We start from the raw sequence: 26,700 nt of genomic DNA on the forward strand, positions 1-26,700 counted from the left end.
TCCTAAGTTACTGAAAACTACAAAAAACAAGGCCAGTTTCTAGGCATGCCAAAGGGCGCTTTATAATTAAGTTAGATTTAAATTAGAGCTTGTGAGGGCATTTTGATGAGAGAAAGAAGAAGGCCACATTCACATTTATATTCGGTAAAGTTACTTGCTTTTCTTTTGGGAGTTTTAGTGACAACTTCTTCTTGTGTTCCACAAGATGAGGTTGACGATTTAGTTAATGTTCCAGGAGCTGACCTACCAACACTTCCAAACTTAGATGTTGCTTGTTACCAGGATATATATGCACCTAAAGAAGAAGATATTACGAGAAATATCGATATCCTAGTCATTCCTGATACATCAGCTTCGATTATTGCAGAAAGAGCACAGATTGCGGAGGGTTTTAATGCCTTCTTAGATGTTCTTCCTGCTGCAGCGGATGTGAATATCGCAGTTATGCTTGGCCACGGTTCTGGCTCTTCACATTTTGGAGCGCTTTATACAAAGTCAACTGAACCAACAATTCTTTCAAATCGTTCTCTGACAATTGAAGAGATTAAAGCACACTTAAAAACTAAGATGGAAAACCCTGCAGGTGATTATCGTACCGACGGTGGAGAGGCCGGTCTTGCTTCCCTTAATCGTGCACTTGAAGATGATTACTATAGTAGTATTCAAACACAAGGCTTCTTTAGAGAGGATGCTGCCCTTGTTGTAGTCTTTGTAGCAGATGAGCAAGATATTTGTGCGATCTATCCTGAAGGTGTAACACCTGTTCCTGATCCACAAGGTGGTGAGGATCGCTCACGTATTACAGAATGTTTTGATGGAGACACGCAGATTGTAACTCCAAAGAGTGTCTTTGAAAAACTAAAGGCACGCTATACGGATCGTCCATTAGTTACTGGTGGTGTTATTTATAACAACTTAAGTACCATTCCATTTGGTGGAGAAAATGAGATTGGTTATGGATATAAAGAGTTCGTTGAGTTTGGTGGAGGCTTTACTGTTGATATGGCTACGGGGGAGTACGGTGATGGCTTATCTAAGTTAGGTACACTTGCCATGTCACGCATTGATCCAGTTAATTCTTTTAATTTAGAAGTTGCAAATATTGATACGAATACAATTAGAACTTTTGTAGATGGAAAGGAAGTGGAGTATTCATATGATGCTGAACTTAATATTGTTTCTTTAAATGAAGAAAGAGGCCCTTTTTCAATTGCAGCTGTTCAATACTGTGAAAAACCTTCCGTCTCAAAACAAGTCATTCAGATCGTTGCTGGTGGTTCTCACTCTTGTGCCCTTATTGCTAATGGTGAAGTAAAGTGTTGGGGTGACAATTCAAAAGGTCAACTAGGACAGGGAGACACTATTAACCGTGGTGATGATGAAGATATAAATTCAATTCCTGCTATTGATTTAAATGGAGAGCTTGCTCTACAAGTTATTGCAGGTAATCTTCATACATGTGTACTTACTGAATCTAATAAGGTGAAGTGTTTTGGTGATAATACATATGGACAGTTAGGAATGGCGTCAATTGATACTTTAGGAGATGATGAACAGCTGTCTGATTATGGATACACTCAGATTGGTGGCATTGTAAGGAAGCTTTATGGCGGCACTTATCATAACTGTGCACTTTTAACGACAGGTGATGTTCGTTGTTGGGGACAAAATTACTATGGCCAATTAGGAACAGGAGATACGGAAATAATTGGAGATGATGAAACACCGGCCGAAGGTAGTCTTGTTGCTCTTGGTGCTAAAGCAATTCAGATGGATATTTCATCTATGAGTTACCATGCCTGCGCAATTTTATCAGGTGGTACTCTAAAATGTTGGGGACGTGGTACACACGGGCAACTTGGCTTAGGAAACACCGATAGCGTTTATTCTCCAAGTTTAGCAACACCAACACCTAAAGGGGTTATCGCTGTTACTACTGGTGGTATTCATACTTGTGCACTTCTTTCTGACTCTACTGTTTACTGTTTTGGACATAACTCTCAAGGACAGCTAGGAGATGGAACAAGTGAGGCCATAGGAGATAATGAAACACTAGAGAATCACACGGCCCTAAATCTAGGATTTGAAGTGGCCTCTGTTGTTGCTTCTAATACAGCGACTTGTGCAATTTCTAAAGCTGGAGATGCAAAGTGTTGGGGAAATGGAGCATCAGGTAAGTTAGGACAAGTTGGGACAACGAAGATTACAGGTGATCTTGCAAATCTTCCCGCAGTTGAACTTGGCAAGAGTGTTTCTCAAGTTTCTGGTGGGCTGAATCACCACTGTTTCTTAACGACAGATGAAGGCCTTGTAAAATGTATTGGAAATGGTAGTAAGGGACAACTTGGTAATGGAAACACTGAGTCTATAGGTGATGATGAGTCGCCAGTACTAGCAAGTTTCCTTGCCCTTTTTGATATTTAAACAATTAATTCCAAATAATAAAATCATAAGAACAATAGCACCGAGTAGACTTTCATTATTCGGTGTCATATCTTCTCTTACTGCACATCCTGGTTCAATTCCTGATTGAAGAGTTTCAAAGCCACTTGCTCCAAGAGTTACAATCGTTGGGCTAGGTGAGTAAGAACCACCAACACCAGTGATAACTCCGTCTAGTTCATCAAGACGAATAATTCCATCGCCTCCATCTCCTCCTGCTCGTCCAAGTACTCCACCGGCAGCACCACCGTTTCCACCCGAGGCATCGAGAGCTGAATTGAGTTCGATATTACCATTTGCCTGCAAAAAGATTATTCCACCGGCACCACCACCTGAGCCACCAGAGTCTCCAGAAGCTGAAGTTGTTCCTGGCTGTCCAGCTCCACCATTGGCCAAGATTGAAGCATTGATATACATATCTCCACCGGCCGCGATGTGAATAATTCCACCACCACTTCCACCAGGTGTTCCTCCGGGTTCAGTTCCTCCGCCTTGCTCACAGCCTCCGCCGCCATTTCCACCACCAGCGCCACCAAGCATTTGTGATTCGAGGCTTAGGGCCGAGTCATATGTAACAGATGTTGATCCCGGAGCACTAAGAGTGTCGGAGCCATCAACTGGGCCAGAAGAAACACCTGAGCCGCCATTACTACCAAGAGTTGTATGTGAACCACCAGCGCCACCGCTTCCACCAATATCTGCAAAGCTTGAGCCACCACAGGATGCATTCGTTGCACTTGAACCTTCTGAACCTGGAAGTGTTGCTGGACCTAATCCTGGACCGTAGCCTCCTGCAATTCCTTCTGCTACTGATATTGTGTGATCAATTGTCACGTCACCTTGAACTTTGATAATAAGGGGATTACCTCCTGTAATTGTAATCGCACCTGTTGTTGTAAGGTCTGTACAATTATAGGTTCCACTAGGAATAGCACCTACCCAGTTACATGAAAGGTCACTACCATCGCCTGTGTCAACGGCGCCAAAAGTAGTTGATGATATTAGTAAGAATATAGGTAGGATTAATCTCTTCACTGAAGAAATTTTAACATAACTTAGGGGTGTCTTTAACTAGGTATAAATGACTAGAAATTGCCCTGGAAGAAGTTGAAGCGAATCGTCTCAATATCCTTTCTACCCTGGTTATATGAGAAGAAACTATGTTTTAAAACTTGGGAGCGTACTTCAATCTGCTTAGTTTTCTGGTTGAGGATAAATTCAAGTTGAACTTCTTCATTTGTTGCTTTTAGGTAGACATCGTTTCTTTCTATCTTGTGGCCACCAATTTTTCTAATCACACTTGCAAGCTTTTCAATATTTTCTTCAGACGTTGCACCCAGCATTTTGAAAGGCATGATATAGCTAGAGGAAGCCTTCTTTTCTTTTGAAGAAAGACAATTATCGATTGATGGGCAGGTAAAATTATCGAGACTCGTAGACTCTTGAATAAGGAACTCTTTTGAACAAGATATTGTTATTAAAAGAATAGCGGTAATCAGTGATAGTCTAGTGAGTCTCATCATTAGTTTAGTCCTTCTCTTTTAATCTTAACTAAAACATATGGTTGAACAATTAGGTATTGGAATTCTGTATTCTCTTGTTCCCATGTTCCAATTTGTTCATCCGTAGGGCGAAACATTTGTTCGTCAGCAAGCCACTTCTTAATATATTCAACTTCGTCACGTGCCATTGTAAATCCAACAGCTGCAAGTTCAAGTTCTTCAGTGATCATAAATAATGCTTCTCTTTCATGGTGAGGCTTAAGAAGGTCCCACTTCGCATCATCAATGTCATTTGTTAATCTTTCTAATAGGTTCTCATTATTATTTTCATCGTTCATATTAATTTCCTATTAAATTGCTTTCATCATTTGTTTATCGTTTTTAATTTGCGCAATTAATTTCTCATCTGTGTCGATATAGTTAGATGTATGAACTTTTTTAGCTGCTTCGATTAACTCTTTAGAAGGCTCTTCCTTATCTATTTCATTCTTAAGAAGAGAGAAATAATCTCTTTCTAATTTATTCTTTTTCTCTTCCTTCTTTCGGTAGTAAGGAGTAAGGATAAAGAGGAAAGCAAGAACGGCAATCATCGACCATACGATATGATAAATTTTCAAAAATACACCTCATGATTTAGTTTCGTAATAAATATACTATGTTAAAATTGCTCTGTGAATGATTTAAAGAAACTAGTTATTCTTGCCCAAGGCGGTGACACTGAGGCATATCACGTCTTTTTGGAAACGATATCGCAAACAATAAAACGAATTGTTTCCTTTAAGGTTTTTAACGAGTCACATCGCGACGACATATGTCAGGAAATATTAATAAGTATTCATCATTCACTCCCAACTTATTCTCCTAAAAGGCCAATCATGCCTTGGATTAATTGTATTATTGAGCGCAGAATTATTGATTACATCCGTAAATACACGAAATTAGAAGAAAGAGAAGAAATCTTTGATGAGGCCGTCACAAAAGAGACTAATGCAACGAATAACAATGTAGAAAGACTTGCTGTTGAACAGCAATTAGAGATGCTTATTGAAAAGTATCTGACTGAAGAATTACGTAGGCCACTTTTAATGGCAAAGCTTGAGGGGCACAAGACGAAGGAGATCTCAAGGGTGCTTGGAATTTCTGAAGCAGCAACTCGAACGAGAATTTCTCGTGCAATGGCAAAACTAAAAAAAGCGGTTAGGATTAATAATGGTAAATGAAAAATTAATAAATTCATTAGTGAGTGATTTAAGGCCTATTAAACGATTGGCCTCTCCCGGTATTCGTGCAATGCTATGGGCCGTGCCACAATTTCTTCTAAGCGTTATTGCCATATCAATAAGCTCTCCAATTGAGTTTAAGTATTTATTAAACACACAATTTGTTATTCAAGTGATATTTGCCATTATTGCTCTTGGAGTTGGGTCTTATCTTGGTTTTACTAATACTATTCCCGGACTTCTTAGCGAAAAAAAGGCCAAACTTGCCTTTATCCCATTTATTATTTTACTAGGACTTATTATCTTCAATATTATTTACCCTGTAGGAGTTGATCTTGCACATGAGCATCGTACAAATTGCTATCAAGAGCTAAGTGCACTAATGATTATTGGCTTTGTTCACAATTATTATATGCTCAAAAAGGGCCTTATTGCTTTTAATAGTGCAACTATTGCAACAGGCTTATTAACAAGCGGAATGATTCCATTAGTAATACTATATTTTGGATGTTCATTCTCAACTCAACACTTAGTTGTATCTCATTATATTCCGATTATTGTGATTACAACTTTAGGTTTATTAATTTTTAAATTAACTAAAAATATTAGATAGAGTGTAACAATATTAGTTATTAGTTCGAATATCAAAGTAAGAAGGCCCTAATCTTCTTAAAAGAAATATTAAAGGAGAATATTATGAATTCTAAAAAATCGTTATTAATGGGTGCTGCTGTAGCAGGACTAATGATCTCTTGTACAGGGACTGAAACAAAGAAAATGCCTGAAACTTCAGCGAATGAAGTAATGTGTTACGGAGTAAACTCATGTAAAGGACAAGGGGCATGTCATGGTAAAGTTGATGCTTGTAACGGTAAAAACGGATGCCAAGCTGAGCTTAAATGTGGTGGACAAAACTCTTGTAAAGGAAAAGGTCTAATTAAACTTACAAAAGATGAGTGTGATGCTAAAGGCGGAAAAGTAGCCAAAAGGTAAGAAATGCAAAAGTACGGTGTTGGATTAAGACATACTCATTTTCCCTACTTGGAAAGTGAGCACTCAAAATCAAAAGAAGGTGTTGAGTGGTTTGAGGCCCTTCTCGAAAATTATATGGGGACATTTGGACGGCCATATAAAATGTTAGAGAAGATTAGAGCAGATTATCCAATAGCGTTTCATGGAGTTTCTCTATCGATTGCATCTAGCGAAGACTTAAACTTTGACTACATGAAAAAGGCAAAAGAATTATATGATAACTTTGATCCTTTCGTGATAAGTGATCATATGTGTTGGACAGGGCATGCCCATTCAAATCTACACAATCTTTTGCCTTTTGCGTATACCGAAGAAAACCTCGGTTTCATTGCAGAGAAAGTCATGAGGGTCCAAGATTTCTATGGTAGGGAGATTGCCTTCGAGAACCTCTCTGCTTATTTTACACTTAAGAATTCGACAATGACTGAGGCCCAATTTCTAAATGAATTGGCTAATAAGAGTGGGTGTAAAATTCTTTTAGACTTTAATAATGTCTATGTGAATGCAATTAACCAAAAATTTGATGCAAGTGAGTTTTTCGAGTCAATTGAGTCGAAGAATGTTTCCCAGATTCATTTGGCCGGCTACTCTGATCTTGGTACACATCTCTTTGATACTCATTCTCATTCCGTTCATGCCGAAGTATGGCAGTTGTTCAAAAAATACTGTCATAAATTCGATGTTCCAATTCTTCTTGAATGGGACGAAGACATACCAGAGTTTCCTGTCTTAGAAGCTGAAGTCTTAAAGGCGAAAGAAATATTTGAAGGAGCTCTCTTATGAATCATGATGAGTTTCAAAATAAATTTTTAAAGGGTGTCATTGCTAAGGATATCTCAGAAGATATTATGACTGAGATGATACCAATTGGAGAATTATCAAATGAGCAGGTGTTGGAGGTTTATCAAAATGACTATCGTGCACGCTTGCAAGAAGTGATTGGTGATAATTATGAAACATGTTGGTTTGTCTTAGGAGATGAAGATTTTCTGGATATCTCGCTTTCTTATGTTGAATCTAGGCCTTCAGAGTTCACTAATCTTCTTCATTACGGTGATGATTTTCCTGATTTCATTACCTCTCGAGTGAAAGAGTTTTCTTTCATTAAAGATCTTGCAGAATTTGAAAAAACGTTTTGGCACTTATTTCATCAAGAAGACAATTCTAAAGCTTTTAATCCTCAAGAGCTAGGAGAGGGAATCTTTGAAACGCCTTTAGAACTAAAAGGTACTTTCGCTCTTTTTTCGTCTGATGTTCAATTGTCCCAGTTATGGCAGATGAGAAAAGGGGATAGTAATAAGAGCTTTGATGACATTCAAGGTAATGAGCTAGTCATTCTTTATAAAAAAGAAGAGAAGATGCAAATTCAAATTATCTCAGAGGGAATTTTTGAACTCATCTCTAATTTAAGAAGTCACGAAACAATTATTTCTGCCGTGGAAGATATAGAGGAAGAGAAGTTAAGTGATCCTAGTCTATGGTCAGTTTTCTTCAATCTTCTTGGTTATATTGCTGAGGTCAAAAGCAAATAGATCCTTTGCAATTTTAAGGCAATCTTCAGTCACTGGAGATTCTATAATAATATCTTCTTGAGTGATTGGATGCTTAAAGCACAGTTTGTATGAATGAAGAAAGATACGATAGAATTTATAATCTTTTCTAAATAAGTTGTTAATCGAAGAGTGTCCGTACTTAGTATCACCCACTAAGTTATGCATTCGACGAGAAAAATGCTTTCTTATCTGGTGCTGGCGTCCTGTGAAAATTTCAATATCAACAAGGCTATACTCTTCATTGGTAGTGATTCTTTTAAATGCTGTTTTAGCATCTTGAACACCTTTGTCCGTTTTAATCGGGAAATCGTAAACACCTTCTTTCTCTGAGATTCCTTTAACCATGGCAACATAGTGTTTAGAAACATGATCACTATTCCACTGATCTTTCATAAGCCTTGTCGCTTCTTTCGACTTTGCAAAAAGGACAACCCCTGAAACAGGTTTATCAAGCCTGTGTATTGGAAAGAGGTAAAGATCTGTTTGCTTTTTTAGAGATCTAAGAAGACTTCTACGATCAGAGCTTCTTTCCTTAAAAGGGTGAACTAAAAGATCACTGGGCTTTGTGGCCGCAATGTAGTGATCATCTTCAAATAGGACTTGGATTTTGTTTTTCACGCCTAATTTATAGCAGATTAAGTTGATATAAGTATATGAAATTTTAGAAAGTCTTACCCTTTTACTAAGGTAAGGTATGTAAGTGACCGATATGTAAAACGTGAGAATATTAAGAGATAAACTATATTTTATTTTATTCATATGCATGGGGATTTCATTATCGGCACGAGCATCTGAGTCAGGGGTCCTCTATCGTAATGGAGATACTTCAATCACCTATGATCGAAGTAAAGATCAATTTATCTTTCGCGATGAAAAGTCTATTTCTGAGTATTCAAGATTTCGTTACAACGACCTGATTCTCGAAAAATTTAACCGCATTCCTGTTGAGGATCACGGCGAAATAGAAAGACGGTTAAAGTTAGTAAAGAAAACGTACCATCTCTCTGCACCTGCACCAGAGGAGATTTTACAAGAGAGCTTAGCAGATGCTGCTAAAATTAATGAATCGGATAACTACGGCTGTGGTGACTCTCGAATCACTATTGGCGATGAAAAAGTTGCTTTTACCGCAGAGTTAGAAATTGAAAAACTCGATGTTAAAAGGGTGGGGCTATTTGGATTAGGTGCACTTGAAGGGACCGAATTTGAATTAAATACATCCAATGATAATCCATTACATGGTGGTCTTATGGCATTAGGTGTAACTAGTTTTAATGATCGTAGTGGATTTGAAGGGGATGATCGAGGATTAACTTTTGGTTCTAAGCTTTCAGCGAAATTAAAATTTGAAAATGGAGATATCTTATTTAGCTATAATTCGAAGGCATATACTAAACTAGTTGAAAAACCATGTGGAATGGTTGAAATAATGGGACGATTATATGAAAGATACTGTTATCAGAATGATGACGGATCTTGGAATCAAGAAGGTATTAACAGAGATGATATTGATATTAGTGTTTACCGAAAAGTAGGTGATGATAAAAAATCGTTTGTCCAACTTGGTGGAGGTATAACTATTTTAGATGATAATGGCCTTGCTATGAACACACAAAGAGCTTGGCATAAAATGTCTAAGAATAATGGAACAGTTCAGTATAAGAACTATGGACATATGGAACAAGTGATATCGCCTAAGGCTACATTTAAGGTTGGAAAGATCTACGATTATAAAAATGATGAAGGAACTTTTTCAACGGCCTCTCAATTTTATACTGGAGGGCAAATCTCACAATTAAGTGGTAATGAAAATTATATTGGAGTAGGTGGTGAGTTTAAAGTTAAGTTTGAGCCACAAAATAGTGAGGGGAAGTTTCCTGCTGTGGAAACTCGCTTCTACTATGATGGCCAATACACTCAAAATGGTGAGATAAACCATAAATACGGTGTCGAGGCCAAGACAAATGTTTATAAAACAAAGAAATCAGTTGTCTATATTAAAGTAGGAATGGGCATTGAAGATGATCACTACTCTCGCGAGTATGAAGATTATGGAAAGTCATTTTTGAATCCAAATTTAGATATTCAACATTATTTGGGTATTGGTATCGAAAAAAGGTTCTAAGCGTAAGCAAAGAACCTTTTCGAAAATTATATTCTTGAGTTTATTTTTCTTGGTAGATATGAACATCTCTCTGAGGGAAAGGAATTGAAATTCCTTCTTTATCAAATTCTAATTTTACATTCTCTTGCATATCAAACATTACTTGCCAGTAGTCCGCTGACTTTACCCATGGCCTTACTGCGAAGTTAACAGAACTATCCGCAAGGGCCGAAACCGCAATAAGGGTTTCAGGTTCGTTAAGAATTAATGGATGTTCCTTTGTCAGTTTTTCTAAGACTTCTTTGGCCTTCTTGATATCATCTCCGTATCCAATTCCAAAAGTCATATCAACTCTTCTAATATTCTCAGCTGAGAAATTAACAATACTTCCTGATGAAAGAGATCCATTTGGTAGAATAACTGTCTTATTATCTGCTGTATTTAATATTGTACAGAAGAGACCTATCTCTTTTACTTTACCTGTAAAACCTTGTGCTTCTATCACATCTCCAACTTTAAATGGTTTGAAGAAAAGAATTAGAACACCACCCGCAAGGTTTCCAAGTGCTCCTTGAAGTGACATACCAAAGGCAAGACCAGCAGCACCAAGCATTGCGACAAAACTCGTCGTCTTTATCCCTACCATGCCAATGATAGTAATAAATAACCCAATTTTAAGAGCTATACTTACTATAGAAGTAATGAACCCTCTTAAAGAAAGCTCAACTTCTTTCTTTTGAAGGGCCTTATCAACGAGTCTATCAATGAAGTTGATAACTTTTAGTCCGATAATTAAGACAACAATTACTTTAATAAATTGAAATCCATAATCTGCTGCTACGTTTGTAAGTTTATTAATATTTACTTCACTTAATAATTCTTTCATTTATTCTCCTAAAAATTTGCAAGAAGACTAATTGTTGTTTTGTAGTCATGTTGGTCTCTTCCTTCAACTGGCTCATTCTCATATTCCCAAAGGACACCTGCTTTGAGTGAGAATGTACTGTTGATTAGCATTCGAATTGAAGGCTCCATATTTATAATATAGTTTTCACTATTTTGTAGACTTGGAATATATTCGAGCCAATAGCGTGCGGTTACACCTTTTCTAAGCTCTTTACTCACTTGATAGTAAAGGCGAAGTTTTTGTTCATGATTGTCAGGCTCATTTTGAACAAAGTTTTCTCTCGTATAACGATAGCCAATTTCAGTAAGCATTTTAAATTTATCTTCATCAATGAACTTATACTTGAAACCGACATCGATATTATTTCTTGCCCAAAAGCCTTTGAATCGATCTGATTCAAGTAGGTCTGCTGCAAAAATATCTATTTTCTTTGAAAGGATATGATCGAAACGAAGTAGGGCACTCCAGTTTTCATCATCAACTTCATCATCAGATTCACCATAAGAGTACGTACCATTAAAAGTTAGTGTGTTTGTTTCCCACTTATATGAATTACGAGAAGCAAAGTCGTAAGTCTTTTTGTTAGTATTTCCACCAGAAGTAATGAATGTTATCTCATCTTCTGACTTAAATTGAGCGTGAGCGAATTGACCAAATAGGATGGCCATAACTAAAATTCTTTTCATAACTTGATTCCTTTATAAAAAACTATTTTATGTTCATTATTAAAATTTTAATTCCTAAATTATCTATATTTATTTTAACCACGATTTACTTTTTTGTACAATTGGTGCTCTGGTTAAAAATGCCAATTTTCATTGGTTTACGATAACTGTTATTTGAAAGCATTAATTATTTAATTACACATTTTAGCGACTTAGAAACTGATTAAAAAACTAGATTAATAATAGGCCGGTTATCGGCAAAATGAGGTAATTGTTTGTGCGAAGTATTTTTCTCAATTAAAATTACTTAATTGAGAAATTGGAGCTATTAATGGAGTTAATCGAACCATTCTTGAATGCTTTACTTGAAGTATTCAAAAAACAACTAAATATCCCGCTGCAGGCCGGAGAGGTTCATCCTAATTACGAATTTAAAGATACAATTGATATTGTGGGTTTAATAGGAATAAGTAGTGAGAAGATCAATGGGGAACTTGCCCTTTGTTTTAATAAAGCTAGTTTTCTAACAATTTATAATACAATGTTCTCTGAAAACCAAAAAGAACTTAACTGTGAAATTACTGATTCTGCAGCTGAATTTGTTAACATGGTTCTTGGTCAAGCTAAGTCTGAAATAAATAAGATAACTGGCCTTACTGTCGAGAGAACGACTCCAAAAGTCATTTTGGGAGAACATGTAAGCATTGATCGCATTACTGGGCCAAGGACAGTAACAATTCCTTTTGAACTTCCTGTAGGGATGGATAAACAAGTATTTTACATGAGCTTAACAATAGACGAGTAGAGAATGTATAAAAAAGTATTTTTAATATCTATTTTTCTTTTTATTTCTTGTAATAAAAAGTCCTCTTCAAAAGCTGATCTGAAGTATTGGAATGAAACTCCTGTAACAAAAAAGATAAAGAATTATTTGAAAGATATTTCAGATGAAAAGTCTAAAAACTTTATTCCTGCGAGTGAAAGGATCGCTGTCTTTGATAATGATGGAACCCTTTGGGGTGAGTATCCGATGTATGTTCAGTTTATTGCACTAATAGACTTTTATAAAGATATCGTTGTTGGGAAGTATAATAAACGTAATGCTCTTGTTGATGAGGTAGTCGAACAATTTCCTAAGGTAGATGACAAGGGAAAGCTATATCAGGCACTACTTGATATGCAGGCCGGTGTTACGAATGATGAATATATGGAATATATGGCAAATTGGCTTGCAACAAAAAAACATCCGAAACTTAATAAGAAATATACGGAACTAGTTTATGCTCCAAGTGTTGAGCTAATGAGAACACTAGAAGCTTTTGATTTTAAGGTGTTTATTGTAACGGGTGGGGGAACTCACTTTGTTAGAGTTTTAAATAAAATTGTTTACCATCTACCTTCTTATCAAGTTATTGGAACAAGATTTGGAAAGAAATTTTTAGAGAATGGCTCAATTAAATTTCAAAATCAGGCCAAACTTGCTTTCTTAAATGATAAAGAAAATAAGCCAGTGGGGATTTTAGAACATATTGGAAAGGTTCCTGTTTTTGTTTTAGGTAATTCTGATGGTGACTTTGCTATGGGGAAGTATACGAGCTTAAATTCAAAATTTAAGTCATTTGTCGGGATCATTCATCACGATGATAGCGTACGTGAGTTTGCTTACGATAGAGAATCTCATGTTGGAAAATTAGATAAAGTTCTAACTGAAGGGGATAAGTACTTCGTGAACTTAATAAGTATGAAAAAAGACTTTAAGCAAATTTATTTTTCTGAATGAGATAAAGTCCATCACGAATAGGGAGCATGGTCTTGTAAAGATCATCTCTTGACTCAATGTAGTTATTAAACTCCACAAGAGCGTTCGTTGTCTTATCTTCTGGATCGATGGTCTCACTAGTGACTTTACCGTTCCAGAGTACGTTATCGACTACAATCATACCATTTTCACTAAGTAGCTCAAGAGAGAGCTCAAGGTAGTTCTTATAGCTTCCTTTATCTGCATCGATAAAGATGAGGTCAAACCTCTGGCCTTCTAAATCTTTTAAAACTAGGTTTGCATCGCCAAAGCGGGCCTCTATTTTGTCTTTTACTTCGCTACGATCCCAGTAGGATTTTGCAAAAGTATTAATCTTTTTATTCTTATCAATTGTAACAACTTTTCCATCACTTGGAATATTCTCGGCCATGGCCAAAGCAGAGTAGCCAGTGAAAGTTCCAATCTCTAAAATATTCTTGTAATTATTTGAACGAATAAAGAAGCCTAGAAGTGAGGCCACGAGCTCACCAGATATCATGCGCCCAAGAGGGTGATTATCTTTTGTATAATCACCCAGTTCGACGCAAAGATCACTTGGTATATTAGATTTTTTTAAGCAATATTTTTCAATTTCTTTTAAATTTTCCACTGAAACTCGATTAGTTTATTTCCGCTTACTTCATCGCAAACGCTTGTTAACTCTTTTGTTAAGAATAGCATAGAAATATAAGCATTGTATTTAATGACATACTTAAAACCTGGAGAAATATAGCGGTCTAGCTCTTCTTTAAGTTCTATACAATTTGGAGAGTCAGTCATATATGATGTTTCAAAATCAAGTCTCTTAAAGCCCTTTTGTCTTGAGAAGTCAGCGCTATAGAAGCATTGCCCGTCATTAGATTCGACATCAAGAATAATTCTTCTTGTCGAGTCAGAGATCCCTAATTTTGTAAAAGACACATTTAGTGCTGCAATCTCGTTGGGTGCAGCTACTTTATCGCGAAAGCTCTTACAGGCAAAAGTCGTAAAATCAGTCACAAACTTCATATCTGTTGCACTTGGTGTAACTTCGTTTGCGTAAGCTGTTGATATCATGAGTATAACTAGAAGGAGTTTTTTCATCTTTTCGATCCTTTAATATTTGTTTGGCGGTTGAAACATTAATTTTCTTATTCATACTCTCGTCTCGTTAAAGAGTAAAGCTAGTGTGAAATTTTGATTGATACACACTAAAAAAAGCTTAATAACCTGATGTTTTTACTAAAGTTATGACAATTTTTGCCGATAAGCCCATTCCTATGGAGCAGTTCTTAAACAATTTCCTATTAGGAGCATCAATCTTACTACTCTTAAGCATTGTGCTCAGCAAGTCCTCAAGCCGCTTTGGTTTGCCAGTTCTTGTGCTTTTCCTCTTCATCGGGATGATGGCCGGATCAGATGGAATTGGGGGAATTAATTTTAGTAATTATGAGCTAACTCATTCTTTAAGCCTAGTTGCTCTATGCCTAATTATTTTCAACGGGGGATTTGAAACTCCATTTAACAAAGTAAAAAAAGACTTTGGAAGAGGAGTCGTTCTTTCTTCAATCGGAGTTATGCTCACTACTTTCTTAGTCGGTGGCTTTACTCATCTTGTAACAGACTTAGGCTTACTTGAATCCTTGCTTATCGGCGCCATTCTTTCGGCAACTGATGCTGCAGCTGTTTTCTCTGCATTTAAAGATCCAACTGCACAAGTTGGTGATGTTAAAAATATTCTTCGTTTTGAATCGGGGAGTAATGATCCTATGGCCTACTTTCTTGTCTCTGTCATCATTGGCTTCATTGAGCAAGGAATGGGAGATGTCAAAACGACGGCAATCATGTTTATCTCAAATCCTATTATTGGTCTAATTGGTGGTTGGGTAACTGCTCACTCATTCATCTTAATCAATAATGTAGTAAAACTAGATTTTAATGGACTCTACCCACCTCTTACAATGGCCATGTTATTTCTTGGCTATTCTTTAACAACAAAGCTTGGCGGAAATGGTTTCTTAGCAGTTTATGTTTTTGGGATGATGATCGGAAATCGTAAAATTCTTCATAAGAATTTACTTTCCCTATTCTTTGATGGCGTAACTTGGCTTTCCCAAATTGGTCTCTTCATTATGTTAGGTTTACTAGTCTTTCCAAATCGACTCCTTACAGTTGCGCCGGCAGGACTTTTCATTGCTTGTTTCTTAACATTTGCAGCAAGGCCAATTACTGTCTTCCTATGTTTAGTTAAGAGTCGTTTCAATTTAAATGAAAAACTCTTTATTTCATGGGCCGGACTCAAAGGGGCAACACCAATTGTCTTTGCTAGTTTTGCAGCAACTCACATTGGAGAAAAGGCCCATGTCTTATTTGATATTGTGTTCTTTGTTGTGATTATTTCAGCTCTTATGCAGGGATCAACCCTAAAATTTATTGCTAGGAAACTAGGACTTATTGTTGAACAAGAAGATGAAGTAAACTTTCCTGTTGATATGGAACTTCTCGAACAAACCAAGCATGGAATTGTTCAACTTGAACTTAAGCAATCTGATTATGCTGTTGAAAATAGAGTAGTTGACCTAGGATTACCAGTTGGGGCAATCGTTTTATTTATCAAGCGACATGGGGCATTCATTATTCCGGATGGAGCTACAGTTTTTGAAAAAGGGGATAAAATTCTTTTAGTAACTAAACTAAAAGAGGACCTAGAAGCAGCACAAGAGTGTTTTGAAAAAAAAAAGATTGAAGAATTAGATGAAGAAGATGATGATACACAAGAGTTACATGCAGCCTAAATTTAGTTAGGTTACTTACTAAAGGATATTTGTGGGAGTTTATGATCTTACACAAGGATCTGTCATCAAGTCTTTGTTTAAATTATCAATACCGATTGTCATGGCTAATTTTCTACAAACGGCCTATCAGTTAACGGATACTTTTTGGGTTGGGCGCTTAGGGACAAATGCCATCGCATCCCTTTCTCTTTCATTTCCAGTAATCTTTCTTTTAATTTCTATGGGAGCAGGCTTTGCTGTTTCGGGAACGATCTTAGTTTCTCAATTCACTGGTCAAAAAAATACAAAGATGGTTTCAAAAGTATGTCTTCATACTTTATTTATTATTCTTATTACATCGGCCGTATTAGCTGGTATTGCTTATGCAGTAATTCCATATGTCATTCGAGCTATGACTCCAACTGTTGAAATACAAAATATAACTATCTCTTATTTGAGAATTTCATTTATAGGTCTGATCTTTAGCTATCTCTATATGATGTTCCAATCTCTGTACCGAGGAGTCGGAGATGTTAAGACGCCTTTTTATATTGTTCTCTTCTCTGTTATTTTAAACTTTGTTATCGATCCCATTTTAATTATGGGATATGGACCAATTAAAGCCTATGGTGTTGATGGAGCTGCGTACGCAACGATTTGTACTCAAGGACTATCTGCTGTTATTGGACTCTACCTACTTGCAAAAGGGAAAGGTGGAATAAAGATAGACTTCACAAAAATCACTTTTGATTTTTCTTTGGCAAAAAAAATTATTCACCTTGGCTTTCCTGCTTCGACGGAACAATCTTCACGAGCGATGGCCATGATGGTGATGACATTTCTCATTGCTACCTTTGGTGATATCGCACTAGCAGCTTATGGTATTGGAATTCGAGTTCTAACATTGATGATTATTCCAAGCTTAGGATTTGCGATGGCAACTTCAACTCTCGTTGGACAAAATATTGGTGCGGGAAAAATTGAAAGAACTAAAGAAGTGACTAGTAAGGCGCTATGGGTGATCTTCATTACTCTTTCGATTGCTGGAGCTGTTTTTTTTATTTTTGCTGAGCAAACTTTACAAGTTTTTGTTCCTAATGAAATTGCAGTTATTAATGAAGGGGCAAAGTTCATCAGAATTATCGCTCTGACTTTTGGACTGATTGGGGTTCAACAAGTTGCCTCTGGTGCAATGAGGGGGGGAGGTAGCCCGATGATTTCCATGATGGTGGCCATTGTCTCTTTATGGGTCATTCGCTTTCCAATTGCATATGTTCTTTCAAAACATACACCACTTGGGCAAACAGGAATTTATCTTTCATTTGTTGTTGGTAATATTCTTGGTGCATCCATTGCAATTTTCATCATTAAGCAGAATCGATGGATTAAGAACTTAACTGATCCAATTACTGAAGAAGAGCTTAAAGTTATTGAAGAGACTATTGTTGAAGATGGTGTAGTTTCTTGATTTTATTGAAATATAAAGAATAATTATTAAGGAAATATCCTAGTCCTCCGATAAGGTATTGAGAGATATCTTTGGGAGGGGGAGCAGTGAGAAAGGTTTATTTTCTGCTTTGTGTACTGGCCGTACATACATATGCAAATGCCATTGTCGTTAATACCTATGAAAGTATGCCTAGCTCAAGCTACGCCCAAGACATCGAAAACCAAATTGATAACGTAGTAAATGAAGCAGTTGAAGATGTGGAAATGGATCCTATTTCGAGCCCTGAAAGTGCAGTTACTTGTGATCCTAATACTGTAATAGAAAACCATGCCCCAGAGGCTAAAAGAGCTCTAGAAGAAGGGCTGGCAATAGCAGAAGCTGCTGCAAGAGGTGAAGATTGCCAATTTTATGAAAAATTTCTCGATCAGGATGTGCCAATCGAGGCGCTAAAACAGTCATTACTTTATTATAAGAAAAATAAGAGTAAATTTAAAAATAAGAACTATATTACAATTGCAGACTATTCTAAGAACTCTAAAAATAAACGTTTCTACTTATTGGATATGAAAACTGGTGAAGTTAAGAAGTATAAAGTGTCTCATGGTAGTGGAAAAGTTAGAGGTGTTACTTACGCCGATGCAACAATCTCTGATAGTGGTAGAGTGACTAGGGCATCAAACCATGTTGGAAAACTCGTTCGCTGTCGTGTACCAGCAAAGGCAAAACCTAAGCATGATCAATGGGCCATGACGAGACCAGGCTTTTTTAAAACTGGTGAATTTTATATGTCTAGTGGCCATGATGAAAGAGTGAAAGGGCAAAGAGGTTGGCCAACTTTTAAATCTTCAGGAAGAAATTATAATGGAATGCGCTTAGATGGACTGTCTAAAGGCGTTAATGATAAGGCCCGTTCGCAAGGTGTTGTAATGCACGAGGCTTATTATAATCGTGGTAATATAATGGGAAGAAGTTTTGGTTGTCCTGCATTCGTACCGGGTGAAGGCCGAGAGATTATGGAAAAAATCAATAACGGCTCCCTCTATTATTCATATGTTCCTAATGAAGGATGCCGTAGTGACTATAATAAGGCCCTTAAGGATGTTAAGGGCTGGGAAAGAATGTGTACTGGACGCAATTAGTTCTTATTTACATCGAGTTGATTTGAAAATTCAATTGTTCGAATCGGAAATGGAATTGAAATTCCATTATTATCATAATATTTTTTAATATTCATAACGGCTTCATGGCGTGCCTTATAAAATGCGACTCCTGCTCTATAATCAATCCAAACTCTGGCTGTAAGATTGATAGAACTTGCTCCAAATTCTTCAAAGAAAACTTCGACCGGAACATTTTCAAGTCTACCATTGATGGCCTCAAGCGCTTCTTTTGTTACCTTCTCAACTTTTTCAAGATCATCGTGATACGAAACACCTACAGAAATATCCACTCGACGTCGTGGTGTACTTGTGTAGTTAATAAAAGGTTTTGTAAACATATCTTTATTTGGAATAAAAACTTCAAGTCCTTGGAATGTCGTGATTCCTGTTGTTCTTAACTCGATATTTGTTACCTGACCGACAATCTTATCAACTTCGATAATATCACCAATTTGATATGGTTCACGAAAAGCAATGAGAACTCCTGAAACAAAATTTGCTGCAATTTCTTGAAAGGCAAAACCTAGTGCTAAACCGATTACCCCGGCCCCTGCAAGAATTGATGTAACAGTTTTTTCAAGACCAATAATCTCTAAGGCCGTAAAAATACCAACAACAATGACAATGACATTTGTCGTTGTTCCTAGGATTTCATTAACAGACTTCTTGTAAGAAACTTTTTGTAAAACTTTCTTAACTAAATTACGTAGAGTTTTACCAAGATAGAAGAAAGCAAATAGGGCAACAATTGCAACAATTAAGTTTGGGATATTCTTAATAAATGCTTCGTACCAAAAAGTTAGTTTTCCTGAAATGAGTGCAAAGACACGATTAATATCAAACAATGTTATCTCCATCTTAAATTATTTTTTTTAAATGTTATCGCATTTAAATGAAATAAAAAAGAAGCTTATTTGATTGAGATTTTAGTAAGCTTTTCCTTATAAAGATTTGAAATTACTTTCGGTACTTTAAATGGGACAGTTTCGATTATAAGCTTTTTAATGAACTCTAGGTAGCTCGCCCTACGATACCAAGTTAAACTAGAGAGGTTTCGAGTCATAGGCTCATAACCTTCATTAATGAGTTCTTGTATGCACTTTGAATTATCGAGTCGATTGTACTTACTTAAATCGAGGGAGAGAATTACATCTGCATCTTCAATTTGTTCTCTTGTTCTAAGGTCAATGGCAATATCCATGGCATTACTAATGATGGCGAAAGTGTCATCAGGCTCTTGATATTTTTGTACTCCATTTAAGTCGACTGCAACGATAATTCCTGCGCCCATATCTTCAAGTGGGGAAACTGGAACATTTTCTGTAATGCCTCCATCAACAAGGGTTCTACCATTTATTACCTGAGGAACAAATGCACCAGGAACACAAACCGAGGCACAAACTGCATCGGCCAAGTTGCCTTTATAAAATACAACTTGCTCACCAGTTGAAATATCAGTTGTGCAAATGGCCAGAGGAATCTTTGCATCTTCGATATTTACATCACCTAGGTCTTTGATGAGCATTTCTCGTATGGACTTCGTACTAAAAAAGCCTTTCTTAGGAATTGTTAAGCTTATTGAGTCTTTGTAGTTTAGCTTCTTTGCCAAGGATAGAAAGTCGTTGTAATTCTTACCAAAGGCATAGTAGGAAGCAACAATAGCGCCAACGCTTGTTCCTGATATATAGGAAATTGGAATATTTTGTTCTTCAAATGCTTTTAAGACACCAATGTGGGCGATACCTTTTGCGGCACCTCCACCAAGGGCAAGACCAATTTTAGTATTTAGAAAGTTCCATCTCATAGTCTAATCTTATCGGAATATGGGGGACATCTCCACATAAAATTGAAATTCCTCTTTCTTGAAGAGAACTGGCCTCTTTATCAAGAAAGTGGGAATACTTTAAGGCAAAGATATTTCTTCTTAGATATTTGTTTAGTAAGTTCTGGGGAGACTGAAGTCCTAATCTACTCGCGTGTTCAATATAATATGGAGTTAAAAATGCGCTTCGGCCGAGGGATTCAAGTACGTGTCTTACCATGCAATTGTATCGATTATACTTTTTCTTATTTGAAATCTCCTCTTCGATATACTCTACGATACCATTATAGTCTTCAGCCTTAAGTCGTTTCGAAATCTCTGAGCGAAGTGTTTTTATATTAACTGAATCAATATCTTCATATTTATAATTAGGGATAGAAAAGTCACTTGGTATATCAGGAACCTTGCTCATTTCAATAAAGTCGAGGCATAGAACTGGGATACCGGCCCGACGATACTTTTCTAAGCTTGGGCTTAAAAGTTTTGCATAGATTAGAGATATTTTTTCAGCGAAGATCAGACTATTTGAAATTTTTTTACTTTTAGAATTTGAATGATCTGAGTAAATTCCTCGACGGTTTCGATTGCTTGAGATTGCGGCCTCGAGATGTTCTTTAAAACACTCCATTGCCATCGACTCTTGGGCCAATAATATAAAGAAGGCGAGAATGAGTGGAAGCGTTCTCATACTCAATTTCTATCATTTGGCCTAGTTGGAGTAAATAGAGTGTAGAAGCTTTTCAGGGAGCAACGAGTCGAGACTTTAATAGTGAAGTTGATATAATTATATAATAAAATCAGGAGCTTATCATGCAATATATCAAGCAAGAAGAATGCTATTTAATTAAATTATATAAGGATGAAGACCTTTTTACCTCTCTCGAAAAATTTGCGACGGCGGAGAACCTTGGAGCTGGCATGCTTAAAGGCATAGGTGCATTAAAAGATGTTGAGCTTGGGTTTTATCACCTTGATACGAAAACATATGACCGCAAAGAATTTAATGGGGATTTTGAGTTATTAAGTCTTGATGGAAACCTATCCCATTTAGAAGGAAAACCATTCTTCCATATTCACACTGTTTTAGGAGATGAGGACTTTTCTTGTAAAGGTGGACACCTATTTCGTGCCACTGTTGCTGTGACAACTGAAATCTACTTCTTTCCAATCATTCAAAAAATAGAAAGAAAGATGGATGAAGAAATTGGTCTTAACTTATTATCATTACCACAAGCATTTTCTCGCTGTGGAATAAAAGGATAGAATATGAAATTCAATCGCCCATTCTTTATTAAAATTCACCTTTATTTATCAGCTCTTGCTTCGCCGCTACTTTTAATGATGGCCTTTACCGGTGTATCCTACTTACTAGGCTTTAAGGGAAGTGAAATTATTGAACCTGTAAAAGTCGTACAACTTTCAAAGGCCCAGTTAACAAAAGAAAATATTTCACTTGAGTTAAATGAGATCGATGAAAACTTTGATTTCGCATATATTAAAAAAGTCGGAGATGGGGCAATTACTAGACCGACAACTCGTAATTACTATAAGTTTCAATTAAAAGAAGATGGGACGCATATCTCTTATGTGAAGCCAAGTCTTCTAAAAAAACTGATTGAACTTCATAAAGGTCATGGGCCACAGTTTTTAAGGTATGTTGAAAAGATTATCGGAGTTTTCTTACTGCTTATCATTTTAAGTGGACTATACCTAGCTTATACAATGAAAAAGGAAAGAAAGATCGTTGGGGTCTTGTTTTTAATAGGCCTTAGTGTTTATCTTTTTATGTAGGATCTACTTTAACCACCTTATGAAGCGCTCGTGATTGCTTTGTCTCTTATTTTCTTTTTTGATTTTAAGCTTCACGCGCTCTTCTAAACTTAATTGATCGTAGATTTGAATATCTATGGTTTTAGTTTTCTCTCCAAATTCTAATGTTTCTAAATCAATATACATAAGTTTATTTTTAGTAATAAAAAAGTAATTGAGTTGCCACTCAAAATGATAACCATATGGCGCCGTTAGTTCATTTAAGCGAAATTGAATTTCTGTGATTTGCTTTGCCAATTCTTCATTAACTTTTTCTTCGACAACTCTTGCAAGTTTCCCATTTGGAATATCATAGAGAATAAGAGAGTCTGTTTCTTTAATAAGGGTTGGAAGCTCTGGGTATTCATCTGTAAATTTTCTCATTAATGGGAGAGCTTCACTTTCAATTTCATTTTTTAATAGCACCATAAAGTTTTCCTTTTCATATTTCATGAAAAAGAAAAACTTACTTCGCTTGTCGATATAGAGTGTTACGCCATCAAAGCCTAATTCAGACTTAATGAGCTTTTTTACATCCAAAGTATTACCTCTCTTGTAAGAGAGATTATATCATAGAATAAATTATCGTGGGCCTTCTTACCCTTGATTTCAGTAACTAATGGAACGACGTTAATGAGACCTTTTTAGGCTTTAGGCCCTTAACCAACCTGTTAATGAAAGTCTCGCTTTGTAAGCAGGGAGAACTTCATGAGGAAGGTCTTCAGATAGAAAGATAAGAAGTCTTCCAAGCTTAGGCCTAATACGAGTTACTTCCACATCTTGTTTCTGATGATGATAGATAACGACCTCTCCACCATCGTCATTACTCATATCACTTAAATAGAGAATTACACTTAGGCGTCTTAGCCCTCTTCCTCGGTGTTGATCCACATGTTTACGATAGAAGGCTCCTTCATCGTAGCAGGCAAAGTGTCCTTCGTATGAGCGAATTCCTAAGTAGAAGATAGGGTTAAGTTGATCTTTAAGATTATCAAGAAACTTTAAATATTGTTGAAGCGCGAGTGAGTGGTTGGCCATATCTCCTTCAATCCAAGACGTTAGATCGCCACGGATTCTTTCGTCTAGTCGCTTTGTTAATTGTCGTCCAACCTTAGCTTCCTGAAAGTCACCGATATGAAAACGCGTTTGGGCCTCGTCCTTTAGGGCATGGGCCAGTTCGTTTGAAATAAGCGTATCGCTCACATAGTATCGCTTCTCGGTTAAAGCTTCGATCAGCGCATCAAGCTCTTGCATCTAAATGTTCTCACTAGGTCTAGGGCCTCAAAGGGTGGCAGGAAGGATTGGCCACCAAAATAATGGATGAGATGATTTAATCTTAAAGGCTATCTAAGTCAATCGAATTGTTATAACATGAATAGAAATAGGATGAATTATGATCAAAGCTCTATCTCACTTAGTAATTACTTCTAGCAATGTAACGAATATTTCAAATTTTTTCACAGATGTCTTTGGTGTTAAGGCCCACTTTGCCAATGAAGACTTTGCAGATTTTGTTCTTCCTGACAAAAGTCGCATTGCCTTTTTTCGACCTGTGGGAAAGGCCGCTAAATTCTTTGAATTAGTGGATAATCCAGCACAGGTCTCTTATGGTGTGACTGTTGAAAATGTTGATGACTTCTATCAAAAGTTAATGGCCTTAAGGTCTCAATATCAATTTGAGGTGAGTGGTGAGCCGAAGGATCACCCATGGGGAGAGAAGAGCTTTCTTTTGATGGACCCAGATGGAAACCGTTGGGAAGTAACACAGTCACCAAGTGATGATGGCCATCTTATAAATATCTCATAATTAGATGAAATCTATATTTTTTATATAATTGATAAGTAAGCGGTCTCGCGGTAAATAAAGCCTGTATTTAAGTGGAGGTCGTTATGAAATCAGTTGTTGCTCTTTTATCAGTTATTCTTTTAAGCTATGCTACGGCCTGTCCAGAATTGAATAATGTTGATCTTGCTTCAAGTTATGATCGTGATGAATACACTGAAGTTTACTCTGAACGCCTTCCAAAATTATCAAAAGAAGAATTTGCAAAATACACTGAATTAGCAGATTTTGATTATGAGTATTGTGCTGATGCCCTAGAGCTTAGAAGGCTTGAGGCGACACAAACTGGTACAGTCTATACAATCGTCGTTACTGTTAAAGACAGTTGTGATGGTGGTAACTCTTATGGAAATATTTTCGATGAATCTGGGTCTAAGCTCCTAGGTAGCATCGGTGATTCGTATATTACCTGTTTCTAATATAGAAACATTTCAACTTGCTTTGGGGATCTTTACCACAAAGCAGGTTGCTTTCTCGTTTGTATCTAAGAATAATTCCCCTTGATGCTTTTCAAGGATTCCTTTTGAAATCGACAGTCCTAATCCTGTTCCTTTTCCAACTTCTTTTGAGGTGTAGAAAGGTTCGAATATTTTACGTTGGAGCTTGGTGTCAATACCTGGGCCCGAGTCTATTACACTGACAAGAACAAAGTCCTCAATTTCTTTCACTAAAATATCTATCCAAGGTGATTCAGATGTTTCGATGGCATCGTAAGAGTTATTTAAAAGATTGATAAAAACTTGAGAGATTTGAACTCTGTCAGCATCAACTTCTACATTGAAGGCCTTATCCTCAAGATCAAATTTTAGATTGATTCCGTGGGCCCTAAACTTTTCGCCACAAATGGCCGTTGAGTCCACAAGAATATCCTTTAGAGATATTACTTCTCTTTTTATCTCTCCAGATTCTCTAGAAACAACCTTCAGGCTCGAAATGATACGAGTAATACGGTCGATTGTATCAAGTATACGTTTAATGTGAATATCGTATGTTTCTTTATTCATTTCTCCTGTATCTAGTAAACGCTTAATTTGATAAATAGAGCCATAGATTACAGTTAGAGGATTATTTATCTCGTGAGCAATGCCTCCGGCCATCTCACCGATTGCGCTTAAGCGTGAGCTATAGATAAGGCTTTCTTTAGTGCTATTGAGCTTATCCATAGTCTCTTGTAAGGCGATGGATTTATTTACCTCACTTCGATAAGTACGATCCACAAGACTAAGGAGTCTGTAGAAGAGAAGGCTAAGCATAATCATAGTTAGAGAATGAATTACGATAAGAGAAGTTTCTGGCTCATCAAGAAGTAAGTAACTTGAAGCGATATAGCTAATAACTGCTAAGAGAGTAATAAGGCCACTATAGATATGCTTTCCAGTTACTTCAAAGAAAATATTATTACTGGAGACAATCATAATGAGATAGAGATACCAAAACGGTGAGAATGGCCCTTCAACGATATAAATAGCAAAAGGACAAAGGATACAGATTGCAAAAACTTGTCGAAAGATCTCAATGTTCAGGGAGTTCTTAAGTCGAATACTTATTTGAGAAATTGTGAGATTAAAAATAAGAAAAGAGAAGATCCCAAAGAAGCTATTTAGTCTTTGTGAGATTTGATATTCATAAACACCAACACAAATAGCAAAGAGCATTGTGAATGGACCGAGAGTGAAGTCCATAATCCTTAAAATATCTTTAATGCTCTCTGTTGGTCTTTTTGGGTATAATCTTAAATTCATTCTTGTCCTATATATGTGAACTCAGTATAGATTTACAGTAATAATAAACTGAGTTCAATAATATTTAGATGAAATAGGGGTCAATACTAATACCTTAACAATCGCATTTTAAGTAAAACTAATAAGTTAGATGTAATCTGTGTTAACATTTATTCATAAATTTTTAGAATAAATGAGAGGGGTAATGGACTTAAATCAGCATAGTAAGCTTCTTGTGCAGCAGGTAAGAGAAAATTGGGAGCTTTTGGGTTATGAGACAAGAAATAAGTATCAATTCCTGGATGAAGCACAAAACCCTATTGGTTACGCAGCTGAACAGCAAAAGGGCTTTCTTGGTTTTATGATGCGCCAATTCTTAGGGCATTGGAGAACGTTTGACCTTCACTTTTTTGACCAAGGCCGCAATGAGTATATGATTGCTAAGCATCCGTTTTGTTTCTTGTTTCAGCGCCTTGAAGTACAAGATATAAATGGCCAAAAGATTGGCTCACTTCAGCAAAGGTTCTCTTTAATAACTAAGAAGTTTGATGTCTTAGATGCTCATGGAAATGTCATCATGGAGATGCGCTCGCCAATTTGGAAGCCTTGGACTTATCCTTTTTATTCTCGTGGGCAAGAGGTTGCCTGTGTCTTAAAAAAGTTTTCTGGACTATTTTCGGAAATATTCACGGATCGTGACAATTTCGCCATTGATTTAAAAAGTCAGGCCTTAACGATAGATGAAAAGAAAATTATCTTAGCAACATCTGTCTTTATTGATCTTGTCTATTTTGAAAAAAAGGCAAATTAAAGAAAAAGTAATTCTCTATTTTGAATAAGTTTTTTATTAGTTTCTCCTGAAAAATATGATGTATCAGTGACTTATACAAGTGAATAAGTATTATGCACCCTCTGGAAT

The 26,700-nt window shown here is 36.5% G+C and carries 32 protein-coding genes; 17 read left to right on the top strand and 15 right to left on the bottom strand.

Features of this window, described 5'->3' with window-relative positions:
• Positions 1-177 precede the first annotated feature (177 nt).
• Complete coding sequence (locus M902_RS16125) at positions 178-2,424, top strand: hypothetical protein (protein WP_198011899.1); 2,247 nt, start codon at positions 178-180, stop codon at positions 2,422-2,424.
• On the opposite strand, the gene M902_RS12165 is transcribed toward M902_RS16125, so the two are convergent.
• The 4 genes from M902_RS12165 to M902_RS12180 are packed head-to-tail and all read right to left on the bottom strand — an operon-like array spanning position 2,392 to position 4,561.
• A complete protein-coding gene (locus M902_RS12165; RefSeq protein ID WP_021268348.1) occupies positions 2,392-3,477 on the bottom strand; it encodes a hypothetical protein in 1,086 nt (361 codons plus the stop codon). The two genes, M902_RS16125 and M902_RS12165, sit on opposite strands and share 33 nt — an antisense overlap.
• 50 nt (positions 3,478-3,527) lie before the next feature.
• Entirely contained in the window at positions 3,528-3,965 is a 438-nt protein-coding gene (locus M902_RS12170) for a DUF1499 domain-containing protein (RefSeq protein ID WP_021267989.1), read from the bottom strand.
• Positions 3,965-4,282, bottom strand: coding sequence for a DUF2288 family protein (locus tag M902_RS12175; RefSeq protein ID WP_021268051.1), 318 nt, complete (start codon positions 4,280-4,282; stop codon positions 3,965-3,967). The genes M902_RS12170 and M902_RS12175 overlap by 1 nt, the downstream gene beginning before the upstream one ends.
• Positions 4,283-4,294: 12 nt before the next feature.
• Positions 4,295-4,561 (bottom strand): hypothetical protein, encoded by a 267-nt coding sequence (locus M902_RS12180; protein ID WP_021268178.1) that lies wholly within the window; start codon positions 4,559-4,561, stop codon positions 4,295-4,297.
• 54 nt (positions 4,562-4,615) lie between these two features.
• Here M902_RS12180 and M902_RS16375 point away from each other — a divergent pair, with 54 nt between their 5' ends.
• The 5 genes from M902_RS16375 to M902_RS12205 all read left to right on the top strand — a co-directional run bounded on the left by M902_RS16375 (position 4,616) and on the right by M902_RS12205 (position 7,728).
• The gene (locus M902_RS16375) at positions 4,616-5,164 is read left to right on the top strand and encodes an RNA polymerase sigma factor (protein WP_084710539.1); all 549 of its coding nucleotides are present in this window, start codon (positions 4,616-4,618) and stop codon (positions 5,162-5,164) included.
• The gene (locus tag M902_RS12190; RefSeq protein WP_021268282.1) at positions 5,154-5,777 is read left to right on the top strand and encodes an NrsF family protein; all 624 of its coding nucleotides are present in this window, start codon (positions 5,154-5,156) and stop codon (positions 5,775-5,777) included. The genes M902_RS16375 and M902_RS12190 overlap by 11 nt, the downstream gene beginning before the upstream one ends.
• An 83-nt stretch (positions 5,778-5,860) precedes the next feature.
• A complete protein-coding gene (locus M902_RS12195; RefSeq protein WP_021268498.1) occupies positions 5,861-6,157 on the top strand; it encodes a hypothetical protein in 297 nt (98 codons plus the stop codon).
• Positions 6,158-6,160: 3 nt separating this feature from the next.
• The gene (locus tag M902_RS12200; RefSeq protein WP_021268497.1) at positions 6,161-6,979 is read left to right on the top strand and encodes a DUF692 domain-containing protein; all 819 of its coding nucleotides are present in this window, start codon (positions 6,161-6,163) and stop codon (positions 6,977-6,979) included.
• Positions 6,976-7,728 carry a DNA-binding domain-containing protein gene (locus tag M902_RS12205; protein WP_021268725.1) on the top strand — a complete coding sequence of 251 codons (753 nt, stop codon included), beginning with the start codon at positions 6,976-6,978 and terminating at the stop codon, positions 7,726-7,728. Before M902_RS12200 ends, M902_RS12205 begins: the two co-directional genes overlap by 4 nt.
• Here M902_RS12205 and M902_RS12210 read toward each other — a convergent pair.
• Positions 7,678-8,367, bottom strand: coding sequence for an RluA family pseudouridine synthase (locus M902_RS12210; RefSeq protein WP_198011900.1), 690 nt, complete (start codon positions 8,365-8,367; stop codon positions 7,678-7,680). The two genes, M902_RS12205 and M902_RS12210, sit on opposite strands and share 51 nt — an antisense overlap.
• A 145-nt stretch (positions 8,368-8,512) precedes the next feature.
• Here M902_RS12210 and M902_RS12215 point away from each other — a divergent pair, with 145 nt between their 5' ends.
• A complete protein-coding gene (locus tag M902_RS12215; protein WP_021268396.1) occupies positions 8,513-9,874 on the top strand; it encodes a hypothetical protein in 1,362 nt (453 codons plus the stop codon).
• 40 nt (positions 9,875-9,914) lie between these two features.
• On the opposite strand, the gene M902_RS12220 is transcribed toward M902_RS12215, so the two are convergent.
• Positions 9,915-10,739 carry a mechanosensitive ion channel family protein gene (locus M902_RS12220; RefSeq protein WP_021267992.1) on the bottom strand — a complete coding sequence of 275 codons (825 nt, stop codon included), beginning with the start codon at positions 10,737-10,739 and terminating at the stop codon, positions 9,915-9,917.
• An 8-nt stretch (positions 10,740-10,747) separates the two neighbouring features.
• Positions 10,748-11,446: a YdiY family protein gene (locus tag M902_RS12225; RefSeq protein ID WP_021268373.1), complete on the bottom strand. Its 699-nt coding sequence runs from the start codon at positions 11,444-11,446 to the stop codon at positions 10,748-10,750.
• 310 nt (positions 11,447-11,756) lie between these two features.
• Between M902_RS12225 and M902_RS12230 the strand changes: the two genes are divergently transcribed.
• Positions 11,757-12,230 carry a chemotaxis protein CheX gene (locus M902_RS12230; protein ID WP_021268475.1) on the top strand — a complete coding sequence of 158 codons (474 nt, stop codon included), beginning with the start codon at positions 11,757-11,759 and terminating at the stop codon, positions 12,228-12,230.
• Between the two features lie 3 nt (positions 12,231-12,233).
• Positions 12,234-13,205 (top strand): HAD family phosphatase, encoded by a 972-nt coding sequence (locus tag M902_RS12235; protein WP_021268608.1) that lies wholly within the window; start codon positions 12,234-12,236, stop codon positions 13,203-13,205.
• Here M902_RS12235 and M902_RS12240 read toward each other — a convergent pair.
• Together M902_RS12240 and M902_RS12245 are read right to left on the bottom strand one after the other, a co-directional pair.
• Positions 13,180-13,833, bottom strand: coding sequence for an O-methyltransferase (locus tag M902_RS12240; RefSeq protein ID WP_021268601.1), 654 nt, complete (start codon positions 13,831-13,833; stop codon positions 13,180-13,182). The genes M902_RS12235 and M902_RS12240 overlap by 26 nt on opposite strands.
• Entirely contained in the window at positions 13,821-14,306 is a 486-nt protein-coding gene (locus M902_RS12245; RefSeq protein WP_021268694.1) for a hypothetical protein, read from the bottom strand. The genes M902_RS12240 and M902_RS12245 overlap by 13 nt, the downstream gene beginning before the upstream one ends.
• Positions 14,307-14,452: 146 nt before the next feature.
• On the opposite strand from M902_RS12245, the gene M902_RS12250 reads away from it, so the two are divergent.
• The 3 genes from M902_RS12250 (at position 14,453) to M902_RS12260 (ending at position 18,565) form a co-directional block, all read left to right on the top strand.
• Positions 14,453-15,997 (top strand): potassium/proton antiporter, encoded by a 1,545-nt coding sequence (locus M902_RS12250; RefSeq protein ID WP_021268035.1) that lies wholly within the window; start codon positions 14,453-14,455, stop codon positions 15,995-15,997.
• A gap of 31 nt (positions 15,998-16,028) precedes the next feature.
• Complete coding sequence (locus tag M902_RS12255; RefSeq protein WP_021268053.1) at positions 16,029-17,444, top strand: MATE family efflux transporter; 1,416 nt, start codon at positions 16,029-16,031, stop codon at positions 17,442-17,444.
• 86 nt (positions 17,445-17,530) lie between these two features.
• Positions 17,531-18,565 carry a murein L,D-transpeptidase catalytic domain-containing protein gene (locus M902_RS12260; RefSeq protein ID WP_040314784.1) on the top strand — a complete coding sequence of 345 codons (1,035 nt, stop codon included), beginning with the start codon at positions 17,531-17,533 and terminating at the stop codon, positions 18,563-18,565.
• Here M902_RS12260 and M902_RS12265 read toward each other — a convergent pair.
• The 3 genes from M902_RS12265 to M902_RS12275 all read right to left on the bottom strand — a co-directional run bounded on the left by M902_RS12265 (position 18,562) and on the right by M902_RS12275 (position 21,096).
• Positions 18,562-19,431, bottom strand: a complete 870-nt coding sequence (locus M902_RS12265) for a mechanosensitive ion channel family protein (protein ID WP_021268287.1) — start codon at positions 19,429-19,431, stop codon at positions 18,562-18,564. The genes M902_RS12260 and M902_RS12265 overlap by 4 nt on opposite strands.
• A gap of 65 nt (positions 19,432-19,496) precedes the next feature.
• The gene (locus M902_RS12270) at positions 19,497-20,390 is read right to left on the bottom strand and encodes a patatin-like phospholipase family protein (RefSeq protein ID WP_021267951.1); all 894 of its coding nucleotides are present in this window, start codon (positions 20,388-20,390) and stop codon (positions 19,497-19,499) included.
• Positions 20,365-21,096 (bottom strand): hypothetical protein, encoded by a 732-nt coding sequence (locus M902_RS12275; RefSeq protein WP_021268564.1) that lies wholly within the window; start codon positions 21,094-21,096, stop codon positions 20,365-20,367. The genes M902_RS12270 and M902_RS12275 overlap by 26 nt, the downstream gene beginning before the upstream one ends.
• Positions 21,097-21,218: 122 nt before the next feature.
• Between M902_RS12275 and M902_RS12280 the strand changes: the two genes are divergently transcribed.
• The gene (locus tag M902_RS12280) at positions 21,219-21,671 is read left to right on the top strand and encodes a PPC domain-containing DNA-binding protein (RefSeq protein WP_021268720.1); all 453 of its coding nucleotides are present in this window, start codon (positions 21,219-21,221) and stop codon (positions 21,669-21,671) included.
• A 3-nt stretch (positions 21,672-21,674) separates the two neighbouring features.
• Positions 21,675-22,199: a PepSY domain-containing protein gene (locus M902_RS12285; protein ID WP_021268729.1), complete on the top strand. Its 525-nt coding sequence runs from the start codon at positions 21,675-21,677 to the stop codon at positions 22,197-22,199.
• A 3-nt stretch (positions 22,200-22,202) separates the two neighbouring features.
• Here the strand turns inward: M902_RS12285 and M902_RS12290 are convergent, their stop codons facing one another.
• The gene (locus tag M902_RS12290) at positions 22,203-22,757 is read right to left on the bottom strand and encodes a hypothetical protein (RefSeq protein WP_021268321.1); all 555 of its coding nucleotides are present in this window, start codon (positions 22,755-22,757) and stop codon (positions 22,203-22,205) included.
• Positions 22,758-22,868: 111 nt separating this feature from the next.
• Positions 22,869-23,471, bottom strand: a complete 603-nt coding sequence (locus tag M902_RS12295; RefSeq protein ID WP_021268042.1) for a 2OG-Fe(II) oxygenase — start codon at positions 23,469-23,471, stop codon at positions 22,869-22,871.
• A gap of 139 nt (positions 23,472-23,610) precedes the next feature.
• Between M902_RS12295 and M902_RS12300 the strand changes: the two genes are divergently transcribed.
• Together M902_RS12300 and M902_RS12305 are read left to right on the top strand one after the other, a co-directional pair.
• Positions 23,611-24,024 (top strand): VOC family protein, encoded by a 414-nt coding sequence (locus M902_RS12300; protein ID WP_021268166.1) that lies wholly within the window; start codon positions 23,611-23,613, stop codon positions 24,022-24,024.
• An 83-nt stretch (positions 24,025-24,107) separates the two neighbouring features.
• A complete protein-coding gene (locus M902_RS12305; RefSeq protein WP_021268575.1) occupies positions 24,108-24,479 on the top strand; it encodes a hypothetical protein in 372 nt (123 codons plus the stop codon).
• A 12-nt stretch (positions 24,480-24,491) separates the two neighbouring features.
• Here the strand turns inward: M902_RS12305 and M902_RS16130 are convergent, their stop codons facing one another.
• The gene (locus M902_RS16130; RefSeq protein WP_021268041.1) at positions 24,492-25,802 is read right to left on the bottom strand and encodes a sensor histidine kinase; all 1,311 of its coding nucleotides are present in this window, start codon (positions 25,800-25,802) and stop codon (positions 24,492-24,494) included.
• Positions 25,803-25,986: 184 nt separating this feature from the next.
• Between M902_RS16130 and M902_RS12315 the strand changes: the two genes are divergently transcribed.
• Positions 25,987-26,592 carry a phospholipid scramblase-related protein gene (locus M902_RS12315; protein WP_040314789.1) on the top strand — a complete coding sequence of 202 codons (606 nt, stop codon included), beginning with the start codon at positions 25,987-25,989 and terminating at the stop codon, positions 26,590-26,592.
• The last annotated feature ends 108 nt before the right edge of the window (positions 26,593-26,700 follow it).

The sequence above is a fragment of the Bacteriovorax sp. BAL6_X genome, assembly GCF_000443995.1.
Lineage (GTDB): Bacteria > Bdellovibrionota > Bacteriovoracia > Bacteriovoracales > Bacteriovoracaceae > Halobacteriovorax_A.